General features: G+C 66.4%; 15 protein-coding genes. 5 read left to right on the top strand and 10 right to left on the bottom strand.

Going from position 1 to position 26,188, the window contains the following annotated elements:
• Window positions 1-383: 383 nt before the first annotated feature.
• The 8 genes from WMF29_RS11410 to WMF29_RS11375 all read right to left on the bottom strand — a co-directional run bounded on the left by WMF29_RS11410 (window position 384) and on the right by WMF29_RS11375 (window position 13,598).
• Window positions 384-1,199, bottom strand: coding sequence for an ExeA family protein (locus tag WMF29_RS11410; RefSeq protein WP_437324082.1), 816 nt, complete (start codon window positions 1,197-1,199; stop codon window positions 384-386).
• A complete protein-coding gene (locus WMF29_RS11405; RefSeq protein ID WP_437324083.1) occupies window positions 1,196-2,566 on the bottom strand; it encodes a DDE-type integrase/transposase/recombinase in 1,371 nt (456 codons plus the stop codon). Before WMF29_RS11405 ends, WMF29_RS11410 begins: the two co-directional genes overlap by 4 nt.
• A gap of 118 nt (window positions 2,567-2,684) precedes the next feature.
• On the bottom strand, window positions 2,685-3,308 hold the full coding sequence (locus WMF29_RS11400) for a hypothetical protein (RefSeq protein ID WP_437324084.1): 624 nt from the start codon (window positions 3,306-3,308) through the stop codon (window positions 2,685-2,687).
• A 563-nt stretch (window positions 3,309-3,871) separates the two neighbouring features.
• Window positions 3,872-7,690, bottom strand: a complete 3,819-nt coding sequence (locus WMF29_RS11395) for an SIR2 family NAD-dependent protein deacylase (protein WP_437328861.1) — start codon at window positions 7,688-7,690, stop codon at window positions 3,872-3,874.
• 1,847 nt (window positions 7,691-9,537) lie between these two features.
• Complete coding sequence (locus WMF29_RS11390) at window positions 9,538-10,266, bottom strand: hypothetical protein (protein ID WP_437328860.1); 729 nt, start codon at window positions 10,264-10,266, stop codon at window positions 9,538-9,540.
• A gap of 758 nt (window positions 10,267-11,024) precedes the next feature.
• Window positions 11,025-11,384: an RNA polymerase sigma factor gene (locus WMF29_RS11385; RefSeq protein WP_437328859.1), complete on the bottom strand. Its 360-nt coding sequence runs from the start codon at window positions 11,382-11,384 to the stop codon at window positions 11,025-11,027.
• A 329-nt stretch (window positions 11,385-11,713) separates the two neighbouring features.
• Complete coding sequence (locus tag WMF29_RS11380; RefSeq protein WP_437328858.1) at window positions 11,714-12,349, bottom strand: hypothetical protein; 636 nt, start codon at window positions 12,347-12,349, stop codon at window positions 11,714-11,716.
• A 118-nt stretch (window positions 12,350-12,467) separates the two neighbouring features.
• A complete protein-coding gene (locus tag WMF29_RS11375; protein ID WP_437328857.1) occupies window positions 12,468-13,598 on the bottom strand; it encodes an RNA polymerase sigma factor in 1,131 nt (376 codons plus the stop codon).
• Between the two features lie 227 nt (window positions 13,599-13,825).
• Between WMF29_RS11375 and WMF29_RS11370 the strand changes: the two genes are divergently transcribed.
• Genes WMF29_RS11370 through WMF29_RS11360 form a run of 3 tightly spaced genes read left to right on the top strand, consistent with a single transcriptional unit; the run spans window position 13,826 to window position 18,171 of the window.
• Window positions 13,826-14,944 carry a hypothetical protein gene (locus tag WMF29_RS11370; RefSeq protein WP_437328856.1) on the top strand — a complete coding sequence of 373 codons (1,119 nt, stop codon included), beginning with the start codon at window positions 13,826-13,828 and terminating at the stop codon, window positions 14,942-14,944.
• 20 nt (window positions 14,945-14,964) lie between these two features.
• A complete protein-coding gene (locus WMF29_RS11365) occupies window positions 14,965-16,587 on the top strand; it encodes a hypothetical protein (RefSeq protein ID WP_437328855.1) in 1,623 nt (540 codons plus the stop codon).
• Between the two features lie 36 nt (window positions 16,588-16,623).
• Window positions 16,624-18,171 (top strand): hypothetical protein, encoded by a 1,548-nt coding sequence (locus tag WMF29_RS11360; RefSeq protein WP_437328854.1) that lies wholly within the window; start codon window positions 16,624-16,626, stop codon window positions 18,169-18,171.
• Window positions 18,172-18,626: 455 nt separating this feature from the next.
• Here the strand turns inward: WMF29_RS11360 and WMF29_RS11355 are convergent, their stop codons facing one another.
• Window positions 18,627-22,202 carry a HEAT repeat domain-containing protein gene (locus WMF29_RS11355; RefSeq protein ID WP_437328853.1) on the bottom strand — a complete coding sequence of 1,192 codons (3,576 nt, stop codon included), beginning with the start codon at window positions 22,200-22,202 and terminating at the stop codon, window positions 18,627-18,629.
• An 18-nt stretch (window positions 22,203-22,220) separates the two neighbouring features.
• Window positions 22,221-22,631, bottom strand: a complete 411-nt coding sequence (locus WMF29_RS11350; protein WP_437328852.1) for an N-6 DNA methylase — start codon at window positions 22,629-22,631, stop codon at window positions 22,221-22,223.
• 1,205 nt (window positions 22,632-23,836) lie between these two features.
• Between WMF29_RS11350 and WMF29_RS11345 the strand changes: the two genes are divergently transcribed.
• Both WMF29_RS11345 and WMF29_RS11340 read left to right on the top strand, forming a co-directional pair.
• Window positions 23,837-24,358, top strand: coding sequence for a hypothetical protein (locus WMF29_RS11345; RefSeq protein ID WP_437328851.1), 522 nt, complete (start codon window positions 23,837-23,839; stop codon window positions 24,356-24,358).
• 214 nt (window positions 24,359-24,572) lie between these two features.
• Window positions 24,573-26,180 carry a tyrosine-type recombinase/integrase gene (locus WMF29_RS11340; RefSeq protein WP_437328850.1) on the top strand — a complete coding sequence of 536 codons (1,608 nt, stop codon included), beginning with the start codon at window positions 24,573-24,575 and terminating at the stop codon, window positions 26,178-26,180.
• Window positions 26,181-26,188: the final 8 nt, after the last annotated feature.

The following is a 26,188-nucleotide window of genomic DNA, read 5'->3' as shown; positions in this document are numbered from 1 at the left end:
CGCCGCCCCGCGTCCAACATCGTCGACCCCCGCGAGAGCCGCAAGGGGCCATGCCCATGGCGATGGTCGGGCGCTTACGCTGAAGAGGTACCCCCTTCCGCGGCCGCGCATCACGCGCCCCGCTCCTGCCCGCTCGTAGCTGTTGACGCTCAGGCTGATTGATGGCGTTGCGCGCCGTCTGGTTGATGGCCATCACGAGCCTGCGCGGGCGAGGTCGAGGAGGGCGATGGCCATCACCCGCGTGCACGGGCGGCGCCGCTGGGCGATGGCCATCTCCGGCGCGCGGGGGCCCTCAACGCGCGATGGCCATCGCGGCGGATGACCCGTAGGCGCCGACGGCGCGATGGCTGCCGGCGCCTGCCACGCGTGAGCGTAGACGCCGTTCAGTCGGCGTCACTCTTCACGTCGCCGATCACCCGGGCCATGACGTCCCGCTCGACGAGCTTCTTTTTCCGCCGAGCCGACTCGCGCAGCGCGGCGGTGGCCACGCGGTCGATCTCGCGCAGGCTCGAGCCGGCGGCCTCGTGCAGCGAGGTCAGCGCCTCGGAGGTAAAGAGATCGCGATCGCAACCGGCACGGCCGAGCCGCAGGCGGACATACTCGCTCGTATCATCCGCCGTCATCGGTCCGATCGACAGGCGCCGGTCGATCCGCGAGTACAGGGAGCGGTTCTTGCGCAGCTCAAGCCGGTCCTTGAGGTCGGGTAGCCCGACCAGAATCAGACTCAGCAGCGCGCGGCTGTCCCATTCGTAATTCGCCAAGATGTGAAGATGGTCCAACGTGTCCTGATGAAGCAGATGGGCCTCGTCGAGCAGGAAGACCGGGTGAATCCGCTCTCGTCCGAGGTTCTCGACGTGCGCGCTGACCGCGTAGAAGACGGCGGCTGCGGTCGCTGCAGGGGTCAGGCCGAGGGCCTGGCAGAGCTGCCGGTAGAAGTCGCGGCGCCCGAGCGTGGCGTTGTGGCAGTAGGTCAGGCGGAATCCGGCCTGCGGCAAGCGATGGCGCAGCGCGCGCAGCACGCACGTCTTGCCGGCGCCCGGCTCGCCGACGAGCAGCACCTGGGAGCGCTCGTGGACCGCGTCGCACAGCTCCTCGACGAGCTCATGTTTCGAGGGCGGCAGCCAGAGATCGCTGTCCGGGATCTCCTTGGAGAAGGGCGACTCGGAGAGCCCGAAGCATCGGACGAAGGACTCGCTCATCGAGCACCTCCCTCGGAGCTGTCGTCGGGCTCCGGGGCCTGCGGCCTTTCGCCTCCAGCCCGCAGCAGCGCCCTCGTCGGAGCGAAGTCGGTGGGGCGGCTCGGCGCTTGTGCGAGCGGACCGCCGCGTGGCGGCCGCCGGCGCCGCGCGTTCTTCGCCGGATCGAGGTGGCGGAGCGGCAGGCGCTTGCCCTCGTGCTCGACCCACGGGGTCGCGTCCGGGGCGACGTGACAATGAGCCACCGTGACGAGCTGGCCAGCCAGGTAGCCCTGGTCGAGCTCCCACGCTTCGCCGTCGATGGAGATCACATTGTCGCTGGACACGCGCCGCCGGCTGCGCTCGGTCAGCGCGGCGCGCAGCGCCCGCTCCTCGACCGCGCCCTCGCCGGCGGGCTTTTGCGCGTACAGCTTCGCGGGGCTCTTGCCCATGAGCCCGGCGTGCGGCGCCGCGTGATAACGCCGTTCGAGGAAGGCCTTGAGCCGTGCGTCGATGTCCTTGAGCGACGCGACCTCGCCGAGGAAGCTCAGGCACCCCTCGCGCAACGTCCGCCAGAAGCGCTCCATCTTGCCGCGCGCCTGCGGGTCATAGGGCTTCGCATGCAGCAGGGTGATACCGAGTCGCGAGCACGCCGTCCGGAGGACTTCGCCCCGGTAGGTGGAGCCATTGTCCAGGTAAAGGGCATCCGGTTTGCCGTGACGGCGAAGCGCGTCCACGAGCAGCCCGAGCATGTCGACCTCCCTCTCGGTCGAGTGCGCCTCGAGCGCGACGACGTAGCGAGAGGCATCGTCGAGCAAGCCATGGATGCGGACAGGCACCGTCCGACCGCCCATGTTGCACTGCGGCAGGTGGCAGACGTCACCGTGCCAGAGCGCTCCGGGCCGCTCGGCCTGCCAGCGCAGCCGTGTCTTGGGCTGTTGCTCCGAGCGCGCCGCCCGACGCGACAGACCCGCCGCCGCATACAACCGTCGCACGGTCGGCGCCGAGACCTGGCCCGGATCGATGCGCCCCTCGTCGACGAGCGCGCTCAGGATGAGCGACACCGAGGCGGCGGGATGCTCGCGCCGGATGTCGAGCAAGAGCTCGCGCAGCTCGGCGCGCAGCTCCTGCGCGAAGCCGCGATCGGAGCGCGGCTCGGGACGAAGGCCGGCGAGGCCTGCGGCGCGGTACGCATACAGCCAGCGCTCGAGCGTGGGGACCGAATAGGTGCGTGTGCTGTCGGCGCCCGGCGGCCGGAAGCGCTGGGCGCTCAAGGCGCGCAGCTCGGTGGCGAGCCGTCCGCGGCCGAGCTCGCGGTGCATGACGGGGCCGATGACCGAAGCGCGAAAGATCGCGACGGCCTCGGCGTGATCGGCAGGTCCGAGATCCATATCGAAGGGTCCTTTCTGCGCCCTGCGGCGCGGGGCCCTTGTGCGCCACCGAGGCTCGTCGAGGGAGGGATCCTCTCAGGTGGGCCTTGTTCTCTGGGCTCGTCGCTGACAGCCGCCCTCACGCTGCGTGCGCGGCGCCGAGGAACGCTCGGTGCTCCAGCGCTTCGCCCCGGGAGGTCGGATCCGCGTAGGCGGCGAGCGAGGCCGCCGCGCTCGCTGCCACGCGGCGCAGCATCGCGCTGGGATCAGACGACGGCAGTGCGGCAAAGAGGCGTCGATGCGCGACGGCGCGCGTCCAGCGGCGGAGCGTGGCCCAGCCGGTGAAGGCCGTGGCGCCCAGGATCGTCTGCGGGCTGATCCGCCGGCGCACCTCGCGGGCGGTCGCCAGCACGAGCCCGTAGAGCGCAAGAGCGAAGCCGATCGCCGCGGCGCTGTAGTGCCGCCGCGGCAGCAGCTCGCGTGGACCGACGAGGATCACCGCCCCGCAGGGCAGGCAGCGGTAACGGCGCAGCTTGAGCACGAGAAGAACGGCGGGCGCGTTCGGGCCGGCCGGGCCACGCACCTGCCGCTCGCGAAGGCCATGGCCGTGGAGGCCAAGAGGTCCCCCGACGGGGTGGCTCGCCGCTCCGCACGCAGGGCAGCGAGCGGGGCGCACGGCCTCGACCGTGGGCAACTGCTGCTGCCAGCTCTTGATATCGAGCGCGCTGTGGACGAGACTGTGACCGCTTCGATTCCTCGACACGCGAACCGGAGCACGACGAGGAGGTTGTCCGCCAAGACTGGGCCTCCTCGTCGCCTTTTGTGGCTGGCACCGCGCCGACGCTCCGCTCCCACTCCGCGGCCGCTCCTACACCCGTGGGCGGCGGGAAAAGCGACGATGAGCATGACAATTTCGGTCGGGACGAAGCAATGCATCTCGGCGTGGCGAGCCGGGGCGGCGACGCGAACGTCCGCGTTCCCCATGATCTGAAAAAAAAGCGCAGGGAAGAGCAGACGGCGTGGGAATTTGAGATAGGTCGCGGGAATGCAGCCGGCGGGCACGACGAGGCGCCCCTGCACTCACGGTGGACGATGCCTCGTGCGGGGATGCGTACCCTCCTCCATCAAAGAGCTTGAGCGAGATGTCGGCCTGAAGCCTTATTGAGGCTGGGCGCTAACAGTAGCGAACCCGTGTCCCGAAGAGCCGGATGCGGGAATTCCGCACGTCCGGATCTGTGGGGGGCCGGGGGATAGTCGACCCCGGCCTACCCGACTAGAGTGCGCCTCGAACAAGACAATAGCATATCTATCATCAAATATTAACAATTATTCAACTTGCGGCGAGCCCTCTCGATCAACAGGGAATAATACGTCGATCTGCCACCATGGTCGTCGAACCTCGGGCAACGGGTGGACCGCTGCAAATGCGCGCCATGCCGCTACCGCAGCTGGTTCGATCACCCCTCGACGAAGGCAGACTCCAGCAAGCGCAGCAGCGAGCATCGACGCCTCGGCCGTGATTGCTACCCGCTCGTCCCCATCAATTTGAAGGTCATCATTCGACGCACGATCTTCTAGGTCCATAACTGTCGATGATTCGCGAACTCGATCCAACCCTCGCTCAAACTGCGGAAAATGCCGGCTCTCCAGAACAAACCGCTTTCGCTGCAGCAATAAGGCGAACCCGCTCAGCACGTGCTCAAGCCCGGGTCGACGATTGGTTTCTATGCACGCTACGGCGAGATCGATAAGCCAACTCGGCGGTTCATCGATCCTATTTGAAAGGCTCAAGTCGTACCATACGACCAAGGCATCAATGCCTCCTTTTACCACCTCAGATTTCTCATTAACTATCGCGCGGTAGATATCGCTAGCCACGGCATCGCGCTTCGTAGCGTCAAGTAGTATAATTAATGGACACACAGCTGCCATTTGCTCATCACGAAGAGACAACATGTCAATAAATACCATGAGCCGCGACTGAACATTGCTATGAGCAAGATCCAAAAATGGAGCAATTGCGGTGGACAGGACATGACCAACACGATGAGGAAGTCCGGTGCTGCTCTTGCGCCACCTATCCAAGTCTGGATTTTTCCACATCAGTATGAATCTATCAAGCCACTCGCTCGCCTCCTCCGACGTCCAGGCGACACCAGGCACTCGAACATAGTCGTGGATCGATGCTGCCAAAGGTGCCACCGCAGAATCGAGCAGAGCGATCCACTCGTCAGGTTCATGCTCCGTGTTGCGTAAGTGATCCACAATTGCTTGCCTAGCTCTACCCGGCGGCGGATCAAACAACTTGATCAGTACCCAAGGAGCGAAACCAATCCCCACCGGGTAACCATCGACATCCGTCCTACTCCAGATGGCTGCGGTGAGCTCCTCTATCTGCGTCGGCGCCAGCACTCCAGCTAGCGCCAGTGCTGCTAGGCGCCACGAGGAGCGGCACCGTGCCTCCGTTTCTCCGATTCGGACAAGATCTAGCAAACGAGCAATCGCGGAACCACAGGCATTCATCTCCGCTGCGCTAGCGTGAGAAGTGTCTAACCAATACATACCACTAAACGGGTCTGGCCAGACCGGAGCGTGTTCAACCTCGAACCCTGGCTCGCCAACAACTGGAAGCGCAAGTAGCCGCGGCAGCCATTTTACGAGTTGCTCAGGTTGTGAAGCAAAAATCACCCGTCGAAATAGATTAGCCAGTGGCTGATGCAATGAGATACTTCTCTGGCATGCCGATGACAGATACATCTCACACGCAAGTTCAAAAAGATTGGCAAGCTGCGCACTGTCTAGACGTACCGTTAGTCGCGACAGGAGTTCAGCGGCCCCCTTGATTCTCCTGCCATCGCTCTTTAAGTCGGGTCGATTCATCCGGCGAGAATCTTCCCACTCGGAAAGGGCATCTCGCAAAACGAACGTTAACCAATCAAAAATGACGCAAAACTGATCCTGTTTCAGATGTAGCATTGAAGCGCGCCCGACCATTGAACCAAGAGACTCGTTTTCCCTCAATTCATCGGAAGCGTTGGATACGATGGCAAGACTTAAGCAAAGTCTCGGAGACGCGCTCCATAGACATCGCACTGCGGCAATAAGTCCTTTGCTCTTCCGGATAGGCCTCAGGCCATCCGACAAAGTACAGATGAGAACCCAAGCATCGATCTGCGAGGACCTTGAGCTCCAACTAAAGCTCTCTCGCTGAGAGCCTGGATCAAATCCGCGCGATCTCACAAGCTGATTACCGAACTCATTGTCGCGTATTGCATTGCTACGATCTTGCAAGTCATCCCATGGGTTGCATTGATCTCGGGTGAGCTCTCGAAACCGACGCTCGCGCAACTCATGCCCGAATTTCAATGCCTCCCACGCATAATTGTCTAATACCTGTTCCAGTATCAGAATCCACCCCTCTTCAGACAGGCTCCGGTAATCGATTTGGGCCAGATCACGGCCTTGCCGCACGCGCTCTAGCGCCTGAGTGACCATCTCCCTTGCCTCTGTGAGTTGGCCCAGTTCACCCAGCACCATTCCGTGCTTGGCATGCCAAAACGGAATCGAAACATCCTGAGGCCAAGCACGCGCAGCCTTGAGCGCCTCAGCGGCCTCGAGCCTCACGATGTGGTACCAGCACTTCGCATGCCACCATCTAGCGTGCCAATCAGGACGGCTTTCCGCAATATAGCGCATCAGAGTGTGCCAGCGTTCATGCAGCGCGAAATCTTGAAATTGCCAAGCGTGACGCACCATCGAAAACGCCAGATCCACCCACACTTCGGTGAGGTGCCCCAGCACCGATGCGCTCACACTGGCAGGTGTGATATCCGCGTCGCGATTGTCAATCAATCGCGGCCTAGGGTTGATGGCTTGTAGAACTTTTTCAATTAGCAGCGGCAGTGTGTTTGGCAGTGGAACGAGACAAGTTGTCGCGCACCATGCAATTTCCCGGAGTGCGATTGCTCGTGCGACAGGATCCATGGCTTCCAACAGGCGCACGCCGGCAGGCCGCTCGAAGTGCCACATCCAATGCAGGGTATCTTGCAGCAACGAACTTAAGGCATTGCCAGGGCATACTGGCCATCCAGGGTAACAAATGCGTCGGCTGTGCCAGCTTTTGAGAAGCGCCTCCAGAGTTTTCATGTCCATCTCGCCCTCAATTTGCTTTGGGGGCGCAGTAATCGGCGGTGCGGCCGGAGATGGAAGCGGGGGCTGCCAAGTTGGCAATGGTAGGACGGTGCGCGAATGTGACTTCGGGCGGGGCCATTTTCCTAAGTCGACCGGCTCTCCGGAGTGCAGGCTTTCAATCAGCCAAGCAAGTGCTATGCTGTGGCGCTCCGAAGCTGCAAAGTCGTGCTCAGGGAATAATGGACCGAGATCGATTGGATTCACCTGCATATGTTGATAGTAGTTTCGATCAGGCGTCGTCAGGTCTAAAACGCCGCAGAGATACATTTTCGGTGCTGTAGATCCGAGCTGGTCCCGTACCCATCCGGCCCACTGAACAAAATTTGGGTCGTCCCCCGAGAATCCTATGAGGCAGAGAACGTTCTCCATCGCTGATTGACGCACGAGATTGATGAACGGCGCAAAATCCACCGGATAGCGTCGGTAGTCTTCGGCAGTAAACACAAATGGACGGGTTGCCGGAAAACTGCCGTGTAGCTTCACGATGCGTGGGCGCTCAGCACGGGTCAGGTCCTGCGGAGTCTCGATGACATCGTAGTTGCGCTCAGGTACCTTGTTGCGCGTCCGCTCTAGCAAGGTGTCGTAGTTCGTTGTGAAGACATCCGACCATGGTAGGCGAAGCAATCGCATATGCAGAGCGCCTGGCTCGTACTTTCGATCGGGAATGAGATCAAGGAGCAAGTCGTCAAGGCGCGCCCGACCGTAGGTGTTTTGATACGTCTGGCCAAGGCGCAGTGGATCGTTGCCCCATGCTTTCGGATCCAGGGCTCTCTTCAGCTCAGCCGCCGTTTCAGGCCAGAGCGGAAATGCCCGAACACCAGGGCTGATCTTTACTGCATTCCGGCTCACACCTGCGCCAACCAGCACAGAAGCACGGCTTACTGGACGCCACAGTGCGTCCCTTAAGGCTTCGATGTGAACGCGGTCGGGCAGCTGGTCTACTTTTATGGTCATGTCGATCGATCCCTTTGTATCGCTTCTGCACTCAGGACGAATCAATGTGGACGCCTGTGCCGTCCTAGTGCGCCGCGGATCGCCTAGTCATCGCAGAACGCCGAGTCAACATGGGCCTCCTCGTGCCGGTTGGCCGTCACAACGCCCGGCGTCCTCCAGAGCGAGCTCGGCAACCGACAGCACGGGCCAGATGAAGGCGGTCAGCAAGTCGGTCGGCTCCGGCACGGGTGGTCATGGTACCGAACGCGGGCGGAGGGCGCCAACGACGGAGGCATCGCGCGCCGCGTGTTCGATGAGCGTAGCCCTGAGCGCCGCCCGAACTTCGCCACGGCGCGCGCACGCCGCCGCTGGATGGCGCTGCGGCCCGACTGCCGACGACGAGCCACCAGGGCTCTCCGCTGCGCCCCTGAGCACGTCCACGCTGCCGCTGGGCGGCCCAGCCGGCCAGCTCGCCGAGCTCGACGGGGCTTGCGTCAGGTGGGCGCCGACGGCGGCGAGCCCGCGAACGTGGCGCCGTGGTCAGTCCACAGCGCGGGGCTGCGGCGTGGCGACGCGCATGCCGCCAACCTCGCGCTCTACGGCCGCACGCCGCGGCCGCGCTCCCGGTCGAGCCCTGGCTTGCGCATGGGCCCGCGTTCGGCGGCGCTTCTCCGTGGAGAAGATGTTCCGGTAGTACGCCTCGCTGCCACACATGAACGCGGGCGGAGGGCGCCAACGACGGAGGCATCGCGCGCCGCGTGTTCGATGAGCGTAGCCCTGAGCGCCGCCCGAACTTCGCCACGGCGCGCGCACGCCGCCGCTGGATGGCGCTGCGGCCCGACTGCCGACGACGAGCCACCAGGGCTCTCCGCTGCGCCCCTGAGCACGTCCACGCTGCCGCTGGGCGGCCCAGCCGGCCAGCTCGCCGAGCTCGACGGGGCTTGCGTCAGGTGGGCGCCGACGGCGGCGAGCCCGCGAACGTGGCGCCGTGGTCAGTCCACAGCGCGGGGCTGCGGCGTGGCGACGCGCATGCCGCCAACCTCGCGCTCTACGGCCGCACGCCGCGGCCGCGCTCCCGGTCGAGCCCTGGCTTGCGCATGGGCCCGCGTTCGGCGGCGCTTCTCCGTGGAGAAGATGTTCCGGTAGTACGCCTCGCTGCCACACATAGTGCGCCTCGCTGCCGCGCCGAGGGCGAGCTACCCGAGCTCCCCGGCGCCCCTCGACATGCCCATGGCGCCGGTGGACAGCGCCGCGGCCCGCATCGCGGAGTTCGATGCGATCGGCGTCGAGGGCGGCCGCGTGCGCACTTGGGGAAACGATCCGCGGTGCCGAACTGTCGCAGTCCGTCACTTTCGCCGGGGCTTTTGGGAGGCATGAGCCCGGATCTCACCCGCTTGGAGCGGTATGGCCAACCCGGGCCTAACCGGCAAGCCCTAGGCGCGGCGGGCTTGCGATGAGTGATCCGTCGCCTCGGGCGGCCGTGGTTACCTCGCTCACAGGCACCCAGAGCCGTGCGGTCGCCCTCGGGGATGCGGAGGCGGCCCGCATCGTTGACGAGGCGATCGTCGCGCAGCTGCTCGGCCTAGCGCCAGCTCCGGAGGGGCGAGCGAGCTCGCGCCGGTAGTCGCTTGCCGTTCGCCTCTGTGCGGCGGAGGTGGGCCAAGCGCCCGCCCGCCTCGCCGACACAACCGCCGCCGGTCACGATCGAGTCCGAGGCGATCCTCGCCGAGATCTGGCTGCTGCGCCACATGCTGACCCGGTGCGGCCTGCCCGCCCGGGACCGGGACGACGTGCTCCAGGAGTGCCTCATCGGCGCCGTCGTGGCGGCGCGAGAGGAGAGTTATGAGATTCCGGCCTCAGCGCGGACTTTACCCGAGGGGGATTCTCCAGAGCTGGCCGGTCGGCATCGGCGTCAGCAGGCCGAAGTCCCACGAGAAGTCGTACCGCCAGCACGAGGTCGCGGTGCCGGCTCTGTGGGCGTACGTCACCGGTCGGGCGCCGTCGCCGCACGGGGAAGTCGAGGCACGCACCCTCCTGGAACCGCTCTGGGTGGTGGAGCCCCGCGAGCGCAAGCTGCTGATCCTAGTCGGCGAAGGCGAGCAGGTGTCGGAGGTTGCCCGGAGCCTCGGGGCGCCGCCCTCGGCCGCATCGAGCGAGACCGCCCTCGGCGCGGTGCACAGCCAGGCCGGGCGCCATGGTCGACGAGCTAGATCCCTCGGGGCGCCTACGGCGCGGAGCTCGGGGAGCCAAGATCCGCCGTTCAAGTCTTTCTCGAACTCGGCGAGGGCCCGACCGTGAGGATGACGAGGGTGCGCGTCTTGACGGCCCTGGTCTGTCCGCGTCAGGGTATGCGATATGCATAAGCCCGCGCGCAAGGCAGCAGTCCACAAAGCGACCGTTGCATCGAAGACGGCCCCGGCTTCGAAAAAGACGGCCCCGGCTTCGAAGAAGACGGCCCCGGTTTCGAAGAAGACGGCCCCGGCTTCGAAGAAGGCCCCGGCTTCGAAGAAGGCCCCGGCTTCGAAGAAGACGGCCCCGGCTTCGAAGAAGACGGCCCCGGCTTCGAAGAAGACGGCCCCGGCTTCGAAGAACGCCATTGCACCAGATAACACCGCCGCCGCAGGGGACGACCGCGGAAAAGAAGCCGAGTCTAGGCCGAGGTGCCCCCGATGCGGGGGGATAGTATCTGTCTCGATCCGGCGTGAAATGGCGGAAATTGACGAGGATGCCACCGAGGGCCAGGAGGCCGACTATTCGGCAGCCCTGCTATCGGGTGATATGGGCGAATGGGCTGTCGAAATCGAGGAACATTATTGCTCAAAATGCAACATGTTCGCAACAGTACAACATTTTTAGCTTAACCGTGCGCGATCCCGCGATAAGACCACCCCGGGATGCGAGTCGCCGAGGTGGTAGACCGGCGAGAACATGCATATAGGCCGGCGCGCGCATGCTCGACCGCGTCCGAGCCTGCAAATGCTCACGAGCGCGTCCGCGCGCTTGGACACGAGTTCCGCCCTTAGCTGAGCACGGACGCGTCGTCTCTGACGAGCAGCTCACGGGCAGGTTCGGCGCCCCCGCCGCGGCGCGGACACTGAGACCGTGCGCACTCCCGGGCGGGCTCGATCTATGTGCCGGACCTAACACCCTCCGAGGCGGGTTCGTCTGCGCCTAGACCCGCTGCGCCTAGAGCGACATTTCCTCGTCAATCAGAAGCACACGGATCTTGTCGAGCAATTCTCGCTTGACACGTTCGCAGTTTAGGTCGTCTGAGCATCAAGAGATGCCTCGATCATTCGCTCAGCCTCATGCTCGTCCAAGTCGCGCCGGAACTGCACTGCCAGGCCTTTGACGCTCATTTCAGCCCGACTCCCTGGGTGGAGATCTCCCTGGATTTCCGAAGCCAAATGACGTCACGTAGTGCGCCGATGGCCTTTGTGCGTCGCTTGTAGAGCGTAGAGATAGGCAGTCCTACGTCTTCGGCTATCTTGGCCATACAGACTCCGTTCAGGTCGTGTGCTACGAGCACAAAGCGCAGCTCCGGATCGAGCTCGTGCACTGCGTCGATGGTGCTGCTCCTGACATTGTCGCGCTCCATCGCAGCAGCAGCGTCCGGCGCTGGATCGAGCACTTCGATCAAATCGACCAACTCCTCCCTGCGGTGCTGCGCGCGCTCGCGGTAGCGCGATGCAACGTGTACGGTGATCGCGTTCAACCAGCGTTCCGGCCTGCCGCGCTTCGGATCGAACCTGGTCCAGTTCTCTCAGGCTTTGAGCCAAATTTGACCTGCGACGTCGCCACGATGGCACCGTGGGACCCCTAGCCTCTCCAGCCAGCGTAGCACGGCACGAACCATCGTCGGGCAAAACAGGCGCGCATGCGCGGCAGCGCGCTCGTCTTCATTCGGCAGACGACACATAGCTTCACCCCCAGGGGCAATCTCCCGTCGTATGATGATGGCTTGCCAGCACATCTGTACGGTACCGGTCAGCGATCCTCCCCGCAGATGGTCTGCTACCAAATAGAGGCGTCAGCTGTAGCTCTTCAGCTACCGGAGCGGTGCGCCCCTCGCCAGCATGCTCCTGAGGGCGAGCAGCGTCGGAGTATCCTCTCCGCGGGACGGGCCGAGCTTTCGCGCTTGGTGAGGGGCTCGCCGAGCGGAATTACCACGGTCTCCTCTGCGTCCATCCGGTAGTCGTCGTGCAGCCGCCACAGGCGCTCCCAGTACCGTGCCGGCGTGCCGGTGAAGGCTTCCAGCTGCCGCGCGAGGCGGGCGTTATGGGGAGATCGCTGCTCAGCAAGCGCTCCACCTCTCTCGGTTCGAACCCCGTGCTCTCGGCCAGCTTTCTCCTCCACGAAGGCATCGTCGCGCAGAACGACTCGAGGACCCTTCCTGGCCAGGGAACGGGGGCGCGCGCGGGCGTCTGTCAGCTCTGCGGGCGCCGCATCGACGTGACAGTCCAGAAGGCGCCGGTATCGGTCCCGCTCCCCCGCGGCCTGCTCCTTCGCATCGGTGAGGGCTGCCTCGTCGTCATCATGTGCGTGCTCGCGCGCCTCGCGCAGCCTGCGCTCGCGTCCCAGCGCCTCGCGCGCGGTGACCGCGAAGCCGATCGCGACGCACGCGATCATCGCGCGCCCGAGCGGCGACACGAGCCACATCGCACCCAGCATATCTTCCATGATATTTCGCCTCCTGGACGTGAGCGTTCTTGTCCGACACAAGGCGGATCTCGGCCTTGCGCTGCGCGAAAGCAGCACCGCTATCCGCCTGCCTAGCTGTTGATGGGTAGCCGACGATTCAGCGAAGCTGCCTGAACAGCGCTTCGCGCTCGGCGGCGAGCCGCCCTCGCGGGAACTGCCGCGCGTGGGCCTCGAGCAGCCGGCGAGCCTCGACGTCGGCCATGACGTCGTTGGCCTCGATGGCCCTCCGCGCCTGGTCGACCAGGCTCCTCTCGACCTCGCCGGCGGTCGGTCGAACGGCGCTCGCCGGAGGCGCGGCCCGGTGACTTGTCGTCTTCGCGTTCGAGGGAGCGGGCGTGCCGATCGCCAGCGCTTCGCCGTGCGCGCTTCCGTGTTCCGTGCGCGACGAGATCTCGTGCGCGATCGCCGCGCCGGGCGCCGCTGAGTCGGGCGCCCCGTCTCCGCCGGCGGGACCCGCGGCGCTGTGGGCGCCACCTCGCGTGTGGGGCGCCACGGCATCCCGCTCCGCGGGCGCGGTGGCAGGGGAGCGGACCGCCGCCGCCCCGGTCCACGATTCTAGGCCGGCCAAGGGCGGCACCGCGGAGACGAGCGCGCCCGTCAGTACGACGAGCGCGGCCTGAACGAGGATCCTCATGCCCAAACGGCGCAGGGAGGCCACCCACGACGCGCGGCGGCCGAACCCCAACGCGACCGGCACGCACGCACTGTCGTCCCATCCATGAGAGCGCTGCCGCGCCCGCCGCCGTCCGCCCTGCACCTCGAGTTCCTCGAGCGCCCGCCGGTGTCGCGTCTTCACCGTGTCGAGCGGGATCCCCTGCTCGGCGGCGATCTGGGCGAGCGGGACGTCCTCGAGGTCGTGCTTGATCACGAGATCCCGGTACTTGGGCTCGAGTTGGTCGATCAGCTCCCGGGCGAGCTTTTCCCGCTGCCGTCTGCGGAGCAACTCTTCCGGCGTGAGGCACTCATCTCGGATCTCGCACTCATCGAACGACGTCAGTACCTCGCCGCGGCCACGTGCGTCACGGACGTGATTGCGCGCATGGTTGACGGCGATCGTGACGCGGTACGGCCCCGGGTCGCCGCCCGGTTCGATCCGCTTGTCGGCGTCCAAGCCCCGCAGCAGCGCTTCCTGGGCGACATCCTCGGCGTCTCGCGCCGGGACACCGTGGCGCCTGGCCAGGCGCCGGAAGAGCTCGAAGCCGAGGGAGACGGTCGCTGGCTTGGCCACGGTAAGCAGCACACCTGAGGCGGCCAAAACGGTTCAGAGAAATGCGTCGACGAGCGACTTCGGTCGGATAATGTATCCAATTGTGGCGATTTGAACCACATTTGACTAGGCCCGGTGGATGGCTGAAGGCATTCCGTCATCCGAGCGCCAATTCTCACTAAAACCGCCGAGACGTGGCGGTTTCCTCCCGGTTGACGCCGAGCAGCCGGCGTCGGTACCGTCGCTGCATGCGTTACATTGCGCATTCGCTCTCGACTCTTCTCACGCTCGGGGCCGTAACAGGCTTCTCGAACTCGTCCAGCGCGGACGATATCCATCCAAAGGCGGGACCGATCGACGGGTCGACGGTGAAAGACCATGTTCGCCGTGGTCGGAGAGCGCGCAAAGCTGGGCTGTGGATCGAGGCATATGCTGCCTACAAGGCGGCTTTCGATGCCGCAGACGCGGCGACCAGCACCGAGGTGGAGCGCGCGGAGCTCGCCGGCGAGCTCGGCCTTTGCGAGCTAGCGCTGCACAAGTACCGCGACGCATCCGAGCACCTGGCCAGGAGCCTCGAACAGCGCGAAGCGTTGCCAGAAGCGCTCCAGCATCGATTCGAGGCAGGGCAGCGCAACGCAGCGCCGCACGTCGCGCGGCTCGTGCTCGGCGTCGATCCGCCCGACGCCGAGGTGCTTATCGACGGTAAGCGCATCGGCCGGACCGCGCGAACCTACACGCTGTTCTTCGAGCCGGGTCAACACATGGTGCGCGGCCGTGCACCGGGCTGTAAGGATGCGTTTCATTACTTGCGCGCCGTGGCAGGCGCGGAGCACGAGTTCACGATGCCGTTGCTGTGTGCGGCGGCGAGCAGCGCTGAGGCGAGCCGTGCCAAGGAGGCCGCATCGACGACGCCGACCCCCGTACGCGCTTTGCCCGCTCCGCGCGTTCAGGCCCCTAGCCCGTGGGCTTCCTGGCCGGGGACACTGCGTATCACGGGCATCGCCGTCACGACGGGTGCCGTGCTCGGGGGCGGTATCTTCATGATCAGGGCTAGCAAGCTTGATGGGGACCTGAGCGAGCGGCGCGACGGACTGACGCATGATACGACATCGAGCTCGTCCACGTGCTGGCAAGCGCCGCAGAACTCCCCATGCGCTGACCTGTTCCGGTTGCGAGACGCGCGCAACCTGTCCGCCGGCGTGGGGACTGGCCTAGTCATCGCGGGTGGTGTGATCGGGGCACTTACCGCGGCGTCGTTCTTCACCGACTTCTCCTTCCTGGCGGGCACGCCGACGCAGGGTCGAATCCACGTCGCGCCCGTGGCGACCGGGCGAGAAACCGGCGTGAGCATCGAGGGGCTTTGGTGAGAACATCTGGGGTAGCGGACATGCGTTCGAGGAGAGGTCAGCGCGCGGCGACGTTCGTCGCTGCTATCGCGAGCTGCGCGTGCGGCGCGAGCACGCTGACGGGGTGCGCTTACACCGATCTTTGCGCAGAGGTGGCGGCGTGTGAACCCGATCCGGAGCCTCCGCCCGGTCCGTGCGAGGGAGCTCCCGGCATGGCGCCGGCGCTCGACGAGTGCGGGGTGTTCGTCAGCGAGCGGGGAGACGACAACAGCCCCGGAACGAAGCGCGGGCCGGTGAAGACGTTGCAGCACGCGATCGGGCTCGCCGCGCATGGGCGAGGCCACGGCGAGGCAGCGACCCGGCGCGTGTACGCGTGCGGCGGGTCGTTCGCGGAGAGGATTACGCTGCCCTCGGGGGTTGATCTCTGGGGCGGGCGCCAGTGTGACGGCGGCGATTGGTCGTATGAAGGGTCGTTCGGCGGACCGGACCACCCGACGCTCATCGCTCCGCCGGTGGGTATCCCGCTGCGGATCACCCCGGGAGAAGAAGAGGGCGCGACGTCAATGGTCTTCGGCGTGCGCGTCGAGGCGGCCGATGCGTCCGCGGACGATGGCAAGTCGTCGATCGCGATGATCCTGAGCTCCGGGGCCAGGGCTATCGTGCGGGAGTGCGACGTCCTCGCAGGCGATGGCAAGGATGGAGAGCCGGGGGAGGATGCGCCGAGTTATCGAGCGACGGATGGCGTGGAGGGGAACGATGGAGCGTCCGCGTGCACTGCGGACGCCGCCGTGGGCGCCCTTCCGGTTATTACATTCTGCGAAGAAGGCATCGAGTCGAGGAGCGGATACGGCGGCGACGGCGGGATTGATAGCGGCGGCGATGGTGCATCAGGAGACCCGGAGTCCACGGTGAACCCGGAGGGCAACGGCCTTGGAGGAAGCGGCGCCGACAGCGTGAGGTGCAACGACGGGGCAAACGGCGCTGACGGCGCTGCCGGCGGTCGTGCTGATGGCGCCGTTGGCCCAGGCTTCCTCAGCCGCCATGGATGGATTGGTGTCCGCGGTGAGGACGGAAAGAAAGGCGGCGTCGGCCAAGGCGGCGGTGGCGGTGGCGGCAGCAAGTCGCGCGGGCGCATGGATGTGTGCCCCGCAGATCTCCCCCAAAGTGGTGCGGCCGGCGGCTCGGGGGGAAGCGGGGGCTGCGGCGGCAAGGGAGGCAGGGGCGGCGCCTACGGCGGCGCGAGCATCGGTATCGTCGCGCTGGAGGGCACAGAGCTGACCATCGAGGACACCGACGTGTTCACTGGCAACGGCGGCAAGGGTGGGGTCGGCGGAACGGGCCAACCGGGCGGCGCCGGCCGAAAGGGCGGCAGATTGGGAAGGGGCTTTGTTGGAACCGACATGTGGGATGCGTGTCGTGGCGGCGCAGGAGGCCATGGTGGCCGCGGGGGTGATGCCGGCGGCGGGCTCGGCGGAGCCTCCATCGGCATTGCGTATGTGGTCCCCAATGTGGCCATTCGGCCCGGCACCGTCATCACGGTCGGAAGCCCCGGCCAGGGTGGTCTTGCCGGGAACGCCGGCAACGATGACGACGCCGGCCAAGGGAAGGACGGGCCTACAGGTCACATCTTTCAGTTCAGCGCGGCGAATGAGCCTCCCCTTTGAAATGCACCCACGAGGCACTGCCGGAGAGCGACACCCATGCGCCTGGATTCCATATTCATCCCGTTCCTTTTGCTAGCGCTCGCCACGTCCGGTTGCGAGGGCGCACCTGGGACGAACGACCCTGGTGGCGCGGCGCCGTGCGACGGTTCGGCCCCGTGTCCAAGTGATGCGCCGCCGGAAGAGGAGTGCGTCGTGGGGCTCGCTGCGGATCGAGTGATCGATGGCTGTGGCGTGTTCGTCAGTCAGGTCTTCTACGGCGGCGACGACGCGAATCCCGGCACGAAAGACAGGCCGGTTCGCTCGGTCCAGCGCGCGATCGAGATTGCGCGCACCGGGCGCGGTCGCGTGTTCGTGACCAACGACGGCTTTGATGACACCATCACGCTTCCCTCCGGCGTGGATATCTACGGAGGCTTCAATCCTTTGACTTGGGAACGCCGGGAAGCGCACGTCGTGACCCAGATTATCTCCCGCGAAAGCCTGCTGATCGCGCTGTCCGTCGAACCGGCACGCCCGGGCGATACGGGGGCCGCGGACGGGGTCTCGACGATCGACCAGGTGCGCATCGCGAGCGACGCGCACGTCGGGATGCTCGTTCAGTCAGGCACCGCAGTGGAGATCGTCCACAGCGAGGTTAGCGCTTCCTACGGCTGGAAGGGCCGCGACGGGGAGGAGTGGCCGTTCCCGAACCGAGCGGGGGACGGCCCCGACGGCCTCTACGGTGGGGACGCGTGCTCAGCCACGACGGTCGCCGGGGGTGCGGCGGTGACGAGCCCTTGTGATGAAGGACCTACGAGCATCGGCGGCAAGGGTGGCGACGGCCTCCCGAACGGCGGCGAGGACGGCGAGACCGGCGCGCCGGTCCCGGCCCCGAACCCCGACCACTCAGGACGCGGTGGCCACGCGGACCGCGAAAACCTCGGCTGTGAGCAGGGATTCACCGGGATTTCTGGCGGCTGGGGAACGGTGGGCGCGGCAGGCGAGGGCATCGGGCGGATCACCGAGACAGGATGGGAGGGCGACAAGGGAGGTGAGGGCGGCCGGGGCATGCCGGGCCAGGGCGGCGGTGGTGGCGGCGGCCGTCGAGGGGGCCTCGCGGCGTGCGGCGTTGCCACGAAGGGGGGGGCCGGCGGCGGCTCCGGAGGCGCAGGCGGCTGCGGCGGCCGAGGTGGTCGAGGGGCCGAGAACGGCTACCCTTCGATCGGCATCATCGCGCTCCACGCGAAGGTCACCGTGCGAGACAGCAGGATCGTGGCCCTCGACGCAGGTGCCGGCGGCGACGGCGGCCCCCCCGAGGAAGGCGGCAAAGCCGGCCGAGGTGCGCCGGGCGGCGCGCTGGGGGACGGCAGGTGGTCGTGCGGCGGCGGCAGCGGCGGCCCGGGAGGCGATGGCGGCTACGGCGGACCCGGGCGCGGCGGCGACTCGATCGGCATCGCCTACCTCGACGAGGACGAGCTCACGCTCGAGGGCGTCACCTACGAACTGGGGCAGCCGGGCAAGGGCGGTACCAGCTGGGATTGGGCCGGTTACGAGATCACAGGGGAGGATGGGAACGCCGTCAAGACGCTCCGGTTCCCGGAGTAGGAACAGCACACATCAGGCGAACGCTGCGAACGATGTGCAACGCATGCGCCGCCGGCAATCCTCCGTAGCCTAAACCCAGATGGCTTCCGCCGTCGATGAAGCCAGCCAGCTCCGCAGCGCGGCCGACAGCGGCGACGGCGCTGCCGATGGCGACGCTCGTGCCGTCCCATATCACCGCCGTGAGCGTCGTCTTCGCGGTAGCACCCGCGGAACTGCACGACATCGCCTGCATGCCACCGCCGCCCGCGAGCGTAGCCCGTCGCGCCGAGCGATGGGCAGGCCGGCGAAACGGAGCGCTGGAATGCTACTCAGAAGCTTTGGAATTCTGGACCGTGCGCTGCTCCGGATTCGGCTACCCGCCCCGGAGGCGCTCAAGGGGCTGTTCGGCAACGTCTCGGGGTCGCTACGCACACGGAGGACGTAGCCCCGCTTGCCCCCGGGGAAAGAACGCCTCGTCAGCCCAGCGCGTTGAGCCGGCGGCGCAACGCCTGCGATACGGTCTCCCGCGTGCTCGAACGGGAGTCGAGGAACGCTCGCAGCGTTGCCTCGAGCTCCGCGGGCCACGGGTCGAGCGCCGCCAGCGCGAGGGCCGCCGCGGCCGCGACACTGTATTCGGGGATCGCGTCGTCGCGCCACCCGAAGCCATCCAACGCTGCGTTCGACATGTCCGCCGAATCCCCGAGCATCGCCGCGAGCGTCCGCCAGGCAGCCGGCTCGCTGCGTCCTGCCAGCGCGTCGGCCGCAGCGATCCTGACGCTGTATGTAGCATCCTCGATCATGGACCGGATCGCGTCGACGGCGTCGTCACCCTTCATCTCGCGGAGGCAGCCCAGCGCATGGGTGCGCACCTGCGCACGCGGGTGGCGAAGCGCCCCGCGGATGCGATCGAACCTTCGAGCTTGAGGACCTACCATCGTCGCGTCGAGCGCGGCGACTGCATTGTCGATATAGCTGTTTGGGGCGAGCCAGGCATCGATCAGATCATCCAGCGGGTGTCCTGCGCGGGCCAGCGCGACCAGCGCAACGCGGGAGGCCGAGAACTTGGAACGGGCGATCTCGGTCAAGATAGGTAGGCACGCCCGTGCGTCGGCGCCCGGCTCGGCGAGAAGAATGGACAGCGCAGCGCGCTCTTGGTCCCCGAACCTCTCCGAGATCGCTTGGACCAGCAGTTGATGCTCACGCGCCGTCCTGAGCTCATATGCGAGCGATACGCGCTCCAAGGGCGGCGACGTCTGCGCCGGCGCCTTGAGCACGACGAACGCGCAAGAGCATCGGGCCCGCCCCTCAGCGGCGTCGAAGCCGAGATCGAAGTGCCTCTCAAGGAGATCCGGCCATTCATGGCTTGGAACCTGGGGTAACAATTGGAGGACCAACTCGAACGAGCTATGACGGGAGAGAATGGCCTCCACGATCGGGGCTCGCATCTCCGCCGGACAAGCGGAGAAAACACGGCGGATAACGTCAGGATCTCGCTCACTGCCGTGCCTCACTCGGTCAGCGAAGCGCTCGAACACGAGCGGCTCGGTCTGTGTTGCAGCCCAGGTCGGGTTGTCCTTCTTCGCCTGCACAGCCAGCAAGGCGTCCACGATGGCCGTGGCGGGAAGCCTCTGCTCGTTTCCAGTTTCCCCCCAATGTTCACTCGCTGCGTAAGAGTCCTCATTGTAAGGGTAAGACTCGGCGACCCACTTCTCATAGGCGCGCTGCTCTGCGACGGCCCGCGCGAGCAATCGAGCGGGGTCGGCGTTTCGGGAGCGGGCGGCGCCGTGAGCGATGACATCGACGAGGAAGGCGCCGAACTGGTCGATGCGGGCCAGCAAAGCATCGAACTCGGCGGATACGTCAACGATGTTGTACAGAAGCTCCACGAGCCGCTCTGCGCCGGGGTGCCGTGCGTCCACGATCGTGGGGAAGCCTCTTCGCACGAACGCTCGGACGATGACGGGTGTGTCGGGGTGCTCCGCAACCCTTCTCAGAGACGCCGCGTTCGTTGCCCACACAGGAGGAATCCATTCTTCCATGTCAAGGAGCTCGCCCCGCCGCGTCCGCGCGAAGCCCTGGGTCAGCACCCGGGCCAGCATCGCCAGCGGGTCGTCTTTTGCGCCGTTCGCCGCCATGATCGAGAGCGCCGCCGTGAACGCGGGACCTCCACCCTTACTGGTCGCGCTCGTGCGGAGGCATTTTTCCGCGAACACAGCCAGGTCCCGCTTCGCGGCTGTAGGGACGAGGTCCCTCGTCGCCACGACGCTGAACACGGACTCGACGTCCTCCGCTCGATCCGCCTCCGCGCAGGCCTGGAGAAGGCGCTGCACGACGCGGGCGGTGAGGGCTTTGCCTTTCGCCAGTACGTGGAAACACGCCTCCATGTATACCGGGTGCATGCGCGACCTCCCGTCCTGCACCCGGAGCCAGCGGTGCTCCACGAGCTTCGTTCTGGCCCCCGACACCTCGGCGCCGAGATCGAGGAGCGCTTCCTCGAAGAACGCGAGCTGTTTGTCGATTCCGTGCCGGAAGGACCAGGCTTCGAGCGCAACCCACACAGCGGCGAGCCCGGCTCGCACGCTCTCCGGCTCTCGCTCGAAGGTCTTCTCCAGATCCTTGCCAAGCTCGGCGATCGAGGACTCCCGGAGGAGTTCTTCCAGCCGAGCATCCGTCCTCTCCTCGGGCGCGAGATCCGCGGCGCGTGTGACGAACACGGAGTACGAGATGGGCCGCTCGAGCGCGGCCACGATCTCGTCCACGTGCGAGACGAGCCATGCGGCAAGCTCTTTGTTCATTCGTGGCTCTTTGACCACGTGCTCCCGGAGCAGCCGGCGCTGGTTGAAGATGTCGCTGCCGAACGGGAATCGGTGCCGCCGGAGGCGGGGCGCGGATTTCGCGTCGTCGAGGTAGCGAGCAGCAAAGGCTGTGCGGGAGGTCACCACGAGCTTGAGATCGTCTCGCAGCGAGGCGCAGAAGCGCTCCAAGACCGTTAGCCAGTTGTCATCGTCGTTCCCGGGCTCGTAGTAGCCGAACGGATCCTCCACGTACACGATGAGCGGCTCTTTCTCCTGGCTAAGCCCGCGAAGCTGGCTCGGTCGCTCCGGGGTCACGAGCCTGAACGGCTCGTCCATGACGCGGTGCTCGTAGTTGATCCGCTCCGCCGCAGTCGACTTCCCCGTTCCAGGCTCGCCGACCAGGACAATGGCGTGCTCCTCCCGCATGACGCGCTGGATCTCTGCCCAGTTGTCCGGCTCAACGAACGGCTCCGGTCCGCCGGGCAGTCCGCCGTGTTGCTGGGCGAGCTGCCGGATCTCTGCCTCGTCGACGCGCGCGTCCTCGTCGCGCAGCATCGCCGCGCGGAAGCGTTTGAAGAGCGCCTCCCGGAGCGGCTCGCGCGCGGCGTGCGGCACGTTCAGCTTGCTGGCCAGGATGACATCGATCTTCGCCTTCAGCCCGTCGTATCGCTGGCCCTGAAGGACGCCGAGGCGGGTGAGCACGTCGTCTCCGGTGGCCGAGAGGTGCTTTCCCCACGTCTCCTCTGCGTTGGCGGGCCGGGGCTCGGCGCGGCGGGGAAAGACGGGGGTCTCGACGAGGAACCAGCCGAGATTGCCGGAGAGCGTCGAGTCGGTGACGAAGAGCAACCCCACGTCTCGTTCGCCCTTCATCACGTCGATGGGCCAGGTGCGCTTCGTCTCTTCGTCGTCGTTCCCCGTCAGGATCTGGTGGAGGTCGCCCCCGGTCCAGTGCCCCACGCGGCGACCTTTGATCTGGACGATGTAACGCCAGAGCGGCTGCGCCGCGCCTTTCGCGCCCTCGGCTCCGGCAGCCGCCCCGGTTGGCTCGCCACCCACCGCCCGGAGGGACGTCGCGATCTCGCTGGTGTCGTGCTCCGCGTTACCGCTTCGGAGCAGCTCCAAGTCCTCGCCGGTCAGCGGCTCCACCTCGACGGACTGGGCCAGCTTCTCCTCGATGAGGAAGACGAGCGTAAGCCAGATCGATACCCAAATCTGATAGTCGAAACCCTTGTACGCGGTGCGGCCGGGCTGCGCCATGCGATCCTCCGTCCCCGGTCAGTAATACTGCGTGATGTGGCCGTGCGCCTTCATCATCTGCCCCTGCCAGCCCTCTGCCTCCCGGCAGCGCCCGAGCGCCTCCTGGAAGGCGGCCACCGCCGCGGGCACCAGCGGGGTATCGGCCCCGACCGGGGGCAGCACGTACCGCGAGATGTTGAGCGTCCAGCCCTCCTTCTCGATCCCCTCGTGCCCGATCCGGCACCGCCTCGAACCGCTGATAGTAGCCAAGGATCTCGGCGGGGGCTCCTTCTTCTCCAGGAAGTTCCGCGCCTGCCCCTTCCGGAAGAGTGCCGACGCGTCGGCGCTGAGCACCTTCCCCCGGCGCACCGCGGGCTTCTTCTTCCGCAGCACCAGCAGGCAGGCCGCGAAGCCGGTCCCGTAGAACAGGTTCGGCGCCAGCCCGATCAACGAGATCCATCTCCAGCAGCTTGCGCCGGATCTCCTCTCTACCCCGCCGCGGAAGAGTGATCCCTAGCGGCAGCACCACCGCCATGCGAGAGGCCGCCGAGCATCTCGGGCAGTGGGGGACCTTTTTCTCCAAGTGGTCGACCACGTACGTCTTAATCCACCGGTCACCGACGATCACACCGTGCCCGTCGACGAGGAGGTCGAGGACTCGACGGGACGCCGTCATCGACGGGGAGCGAAGTGAGTCGTCACCGCTGATTTGACAGTCGGCGTGCGTGGGGGGGATGCCACGGACGCGGGGCACGTGGACCTCGCGAGCGGGGGCGTCATGAAGCGGTCCCCCGTCGAGCGCGTCGAAAGCGGAGCTCATCGCCGCGCTGGAAGATGCGCAAGCGAACGCGGCCGCGACGTCCATCGTCAGCGCGACTACCGCGACCGGAGCCGAGGGCGAGACGACGACCTCCCAGCGCGCGCGGCGGGGCGGCCAGCTGAGGCGCTTCCGTGGGGTGGCCAGGCACTCCACGCGAGCACCACGGACCCGTCACGGCGAAATCCTGGTCCTCGCGGCGCGGCTCGATGCGCGCGGGCGCTGGCCGCGTTCTGCGCGACGCGCCTACCGTGGGTCCGCCTCCGTGTCGCCTCCACGCGCGGCGTCGGCGGAGCGCGCGAAATTACCCAATCGAGCCCTTCGCAATCCACCGTTTTCGGCCCTTCGGCAGGACTTTCCAGAACACCCGACCCCGCGATGTGGCTGTCGGGCGCGCCGGGCGCTTGGAGGCCGCCCGAGCTCGTTGCCGACGAGGAGCGCCGCACGACCGACACCGCACGAAATTGACACAGTTTCATTGGCAGTGTGCGCCCATGTGCGATGGAGATGCTGCGATGCCGCCGATGGCCCCCACCGCCACGGCACGGCCGGACCCGCGATCGCAGCCGATCCCGGTGCCCCCCTCGGTGTCACCTCCGCGAGCGGCGCCGAGGGGGCGCTCAGAACTACCAAATCGAGCCCTTCATTTTCGCCATTTTTCGGCCCCTCAGCGACGCTTCCCAGAACACCTAACCCCGCGATACGGCTCGATGTTCTTTCCGGGCGCGTAGCCCGGTAGTTCGCGGCGAACTACCGGGAGCGCAGAACTACCGTTTCGTGCCCCTTCCGGCGGCGTCGGTCACGGTTGCGAACGAACCCAACACGATGGAGGTACATCATGACACGAGCGGCTCTCGCCCGTGTATCGGCACCCCTTGCGCTTCGTCAGGCGGAACACGGCACACCCGTGGTCGAGAGGACATTCCCGGACGTGCCTGCCCGAGGCTCGTGCCCCCCGAGGGGGCTTGCCCATCCCGTCACGGCAACGGCGACGCTCGCGATCCCGCTGGACGGGCTCACGCTCACAGCGCCGCAGCCGGAGATGCTCTCGCAGAAGAATGTTGAGTCGGTCACCGGGATCCCTGCACGCGTCTTCCTCGACACGATCCGCGGGCCGGGCTTCCCGCTGCCGATCACGAGGCTTGGCAAGCTGCGCCTCGTCCAGCGCGAAGCGTTCGTCGCCTACCTCCAGGCGCTGGCCAGTGACCCACCATCGCGCCGTGACGCAGAGGTGGATGAGCGCACACGGATTGCCGCGGTGCTGGCCTCTGTCGGCCTTGAATCTGTCCCATGCCCGAACACCGACCGGGCGAGCGCTCCTCCCGCAGGAACACGCCGTGCTAGGCTGCCGCCGAAGTAGAGCGGGCCCGCTCGGCGGTGGAACGCCGGACGGGCCCTTGATCGACCCCCGCATCACCGGAGACCGATCCATGACCGACGTACCCCAGCGACGGGCGCGCGCCAAGCGCTCGGCTTCATTCCCCACCACATCCCTCCCTGCTCCGGCGTCGACCGATCGGCGTTTGCGTTCGAGCCGCTCTGGCGGGCGCCCCTCTCCGGCCGCGGAGGCAGCTGTGCCCGTCGCAGAGTCGCCGAGTTCGGCGAGCACGACGGATCGCCCGAAGCTGGCCGCCCGCGCCCCTGGCAGTCCAGCGGGAGAAAAGCGCGCCAACGGCTCCGGGTCCGTCCGGCTGCGCGGGAAGACGTGGACCGCGCGCCTCAGCCTCGGCGAGGCCGGTCGGTCCACGTTCAAGTTGCCGACGTGCCGGACCGAGCAAGAAGCCAACGCGCGCCTGGAGGTGCTGTCCGACCTCTCCGGGCGCCTGCTCGCGGCCGGCCAGATCGTTCTCGGCTTGCCGCTGCTGGAGCGGGCTGCTGCGCGCGAGGGCAGCGCGCTCCGCGACGTCCGGCTTGCCATCGAGCAGCTCTGCAGGGGCGAAGCGCGTGCTCGCGCGTCCGGGGAAACAACCTTCGCTGAGTTCGCCGAGTTGGTTGTTTCTGGAAGGCTCGCCGAGCAATACCCACTGCATGTGAAAGCGCTTCGCCATCCGGAGCAATACCGGCATAAGCTCAATCATGTTCTAGGGGTACTCGGGCCCGTTCCTCTCTCTCGTTTGACGCTCGACCATGCGGATCGCGCGATCTCCATGCTGCCAGGACATCTTGAGGACTCCTCGCGTCAAGGAGTCGCAAAGGTCATTCATCGGATACTCGCGCTCGCGACCTATCCGGCGCGCATCATCGCCAGCAATCCGCTGCCACGTGGATGGATCCCCAAGGCGGAGGACAACAAGGCCAAAGGCTCCCTCTATCCCGACGAGGATAGGCGCCTCATGGCAGCGGTGCATATTCCGCTGTCTTATCGGATCTATTATGGCTTCCTGATTCGCGAGGGAATGCGGGCAGACGAGGCCGGAAGGCTGGAGCCGTCCGACCTCGATCTCGAGCGCGGCGCCGTGGTGCTCGACGAGAACAAGACGGATGACCCACGCGCCTGGGCACTCTCACCCGACGTCGTGCGCGCGCTTCGGACCTATTTCGCTATATGTCCCCCGAAGGAGCGTGTCTTCATTGGGCCGAGCGGGCCCCTACCGGGGCGCAGTGGGGCGCACAACTTTCGAAATCACCTGCGCCGTGCTGGCATCGATCGGCCCGAGTTGTTCGAGACCACGCAGTCACGGCTGAATATACGCTTGCACGACACCCGCGCGACCTTCATCACAATCAAACTCGCAAACGGCCGCACGGAGACGTGGATCTCCGATCGGACCGGGCATAAGTCGAGTCGCCAGATCCACCACTACAAGCGCGCGGCGCGCAAGGTCGCTGAGCTCGGCTTGGGGGACTTCGCTCCTCTGGACGAGGCGATCCCCGAGCTGAACGGCAGGGGCGGCCGTTTGGGTGGAAGTGATCCCGTGTCCGCGGGACCGGAGGCGGGCTCGCCGTCGCCGAGCAACGGCGCGTCCCTTGTCCGCGCGCTGCACCACCGAGCGTCGGGCGCGGTCGATGACCACGCCGGCCAGCCCGCAGCGGGCGCCCCGGTGGCTGCAGGCGGCCCGTTGGGCCCGCGTTGGGCCACGCCGGAGAGCGACCCGGCCGCGAATCCGACAGAACAGATTGAAATTATTGATATTTCTTCCGCCTCCGCCGCGTCGTCTCAGAAATCCTGGCGGGGTTTCTGACACGCGGA

It is taken from the genome of Sorangium sp. So ce381, assembly GCF_051473845.1.
Taxonomy (GTDB): domain Bacteria; phylum Myxococcota_A; class Polyangia; order Polyangiales; family Polyangiaceae; genus Sorangium; species Sorangium atrum.
The sequence above is the reverse complement of the archived record's forward strand: the minus strand, read 5'-3'. Positions and strand labels throughout refer to the sequence as shown.